Raw genomic sequence first — 2,628 nt, forward strand, 5'->3', positions numbered from 1 at the left:
GCTCGGCGAGGAGGCCCTCGGCTTCCTCGCCGAGCTGCTCCCGGGTCACGCCGGGGAGGGTGGAGTCGACCAGCCATCCCCCGCTGGGGTCGAGGCGGCGGCAGTGCCGGACGGTCTGCGTGGCGGCGTCGACGAGGCGGGCCCAGGGCTCGGGCAGACCCGCGCCCGGGTCTCCCTGGCTGAGCATGTCGTTGGGCCACCCCGCCACCAGGCCCGCCCGCAGCGCCGCCACGGTGACGGCTACCTGAGCGATCCGGTCGTCCCGGAACTCCGCGGCGCTGCGGCCGAAGGCAATTAGCACCGCGGTGGCGGCGGACTCGTCGTCGCAGGCGAACGCCGCTTCAGCGAAGGCCAAGGTGTCGGAACGCAGCGTGGACTCGTCCGAACCCCGGGTGAACCAGTAGGCCTCCGCGAGGCGGCCCTGGCGGATGAGGGTCTCGACCGGGAGCCGGCCCTGCATGGGCTGGGACCAGGGCTGGTACGCGACGCGCTCGCCCGGTTCCGGGTCCGGGGATTCGCCCTCGGCACGTTCCGCGCTCACTGCGGGTGCTTCGGCCGGCCTCGGCGCGGGCTCCGGCTCCGGCGTGTGCTCGGGCTCCGGCTCCGGCTCCGGCTCCGGCGTGTTCTCGGGCTCCGGCTCGGGCGTGGCAGCGAACTCCTGGGCCGGCTCCGGCTCGGACTCTGCGGTGGTGGGCTCCGGCGCGCTGGAGGTTCCGAGGGCGTCGTCGGTGGTGACGTCGGGGTCCGCGTCGGTCTCCTGCTCCTGACTCTGGAGATCCGGTCCCTCCACGACCGCGCCGATCTGCGGGACCGACGCCGACGACGTGTCGGTGTCCGAAACCTCAGCCAGGTCCTCGACCGTCACGGCACCGTCCTGCGGGTACCGGCCGGTCGCGTCGTCCTCGGCCACGGATCGCTGGTGCGGCAGAGCCGGATCGGCATCCGCGGGCCACTCCCCCACGAGTTCCCCGAGCTGTTCGGCGATCCGGTCGCGTAGCTGGGTCAAATGGGCGCGGGCGATCTCGTCCTCCTCCTGGCCGAGGAGATCGGCGTACATCCCGTGCCTGGTCCGGAGCTCGGCGATGCGGGCCTCGCGGGTACGGGCGTCCTCCTCCGCTGCGGCGAGCTCAGCCACGATCCGGTCGAGGTCTGTGAAGTCCCCGTCCACGGTCCATCGGGTCCCTGCCGCCTCCAGCACGTCGCGCAGCGCGGCCCGGGCACCGGTATAGGCGGACAAAGCGTCCTCCAGAGCCGACTCGACGGGCCGTCCGGCCTCGGTGAGGTCCGCGGAGGCGCGAAGCCGGACCGCCAGCTCGCTCGCGGTCTCACGCAACATGTCGACGGAGAGCGACAGTTCCGCAGCGGTGGCGGGTTGGTTGTTCACCTGATCGTCGCTCTCTGGCTCGAAGGTCGGGGCGGAAGGATCGGACGGGGTGGAGGGACCGGACGGTTCCCTCGCCGTGTTGCCGCAGCGGCATTCAACCGGTTCGCCTGGTGTGTCAGCGCATGCGACGAGATCAGGCAGCTGTTCTCCGCCCTGTCCCAGGACCGACGGCTCGAGTTCAGCCAGGGCGTGAAGGTAGGCACGGGCCAGAGTCGGTTCGAGGGCTGACAGCATCTGCCTCAGCTGTTCCGGGCTGGGAGCGACCGTCTCCCGTTCCGGGTAGTCGTAGCCCTCAGCCAGCAGATGGGCCGCGTACCCGCCGGCCTGGTAGGCGATCCGCCGCAGCCTGGCGAGGGGCGCGGTCGCGAGGAAAGCCCGCGCAGCGCGCAGCTCGCGTCGTCTCCAGCCGTTTCCCCGAGTCCTGCCCTGCGTGCGGATACCCGCCGCGGCAGGGAGCTCCGTCGGGATCTGCAGGAGGCGGCTGAGCTGGTCATCCTCCAGCCCCATAAACCAGCCGCGCAGCTCGCTCACATCTGATGGCACGGCCACGCAGTCTGCCAGGCCTCGTCGCCGGTGCGCAGGAAAACCAATTCATTTGCGGCGAACCGAATTTCGCCGCGCGCGTGCGAGGGCAGGTCGAACAGCCCGACGCTCACGGCCCCAACCCCGGCCGCCCGAACGGCTCTACGGTGTCCGCATCTCGTCGGGGACTTCCATCTCGCCAACCACATCGGCCACTTCTTCACCGGGCGGGCGCGCAACACCGATGACGAGATGTTGGAGCTCCTCGCCCCCTACGCCGGCCAGCGCCACCGGGTCTGCAAACTCGCCCTCCTCGCCGGTGCCCGCGCACCGCGCTTCGGCCCACGCCTCGCACCCAACGATCACCGCCGACGGTAGTCGGCCAGCGCAGCTCCGCTGCCTGTCCGGGAGACCGCCGCGGCGATCTGCCGCTGCGGAGGTGACTGGCCGTGGTGTCTGTCCCGCGGGCGCAAGGGCGGCCGTCGGCGAGTTCGATCAGCGGTCGGCCGGGCCGGTGTCGAATGCGGCGATGCCGTGCAGCACCAGGCCGGCTTCCCGGGCTTCCTCCAGGCGCCGGGTGAAGACGTCGATCCGTTCCTGCGGTGCCAGGTTCATCAGCCCGGGCGGCCACGTGCCCGGCGGCACCACCATCACCACCGCCCCGCCCCGGGCCCCGGCCGCCGACAGCCATCCGGACGAGGCGACGACCGGCGAGGCCGGCT

The 2,628-nt window shown here is 72.1% G+C and carries 2 protein-coding genes and 1 pseudogene; all 3 read right to left on the reverse strand.

Annotated features, from left to right (window positions below):
- A pseudogene (locus ACFC1F_RS43035) lies at positions 1–1,915 on the reverse strand (hypothetical protein); the annotation flags it as partial.
- The gene (locus ACFC1F_RS43040; protein ID WP_376167260.1) at positions 1,912–2,040 is read right to left on the reverse strand and encodes a hypothetical protein; all 129 of its coding nucleotides are present in this window, start codon (positions 2,038–2,040) and stop codon (positions 1,912–1,914) included. The gene ACFC1F_RS43040 and the pseudogene ACFC1F_RS43035, both read right to left, overlap by 4 nt.
- Before the next feature lie 361 nt (positions 2,041–2,401).
- On the reverse strand, positions 2,402–2,628 hold a 227-nt coding region (locus tag ACFC1F_RS43045), incomplete at its 5' end, for a hypothetical protein (RefSeq protein ID WP_376167262.1).

It is taken from the genome of Kitasatospora sp. NPDC056181 (assembly GCF_042266225.1).
In the GTDB taxonomy this organism is placed as follows: domain Bacteria; phylum Actinomycetota; class Actinomycetes; order Streptomycetales; family Streptomycetaceae; genus Kitasatospora.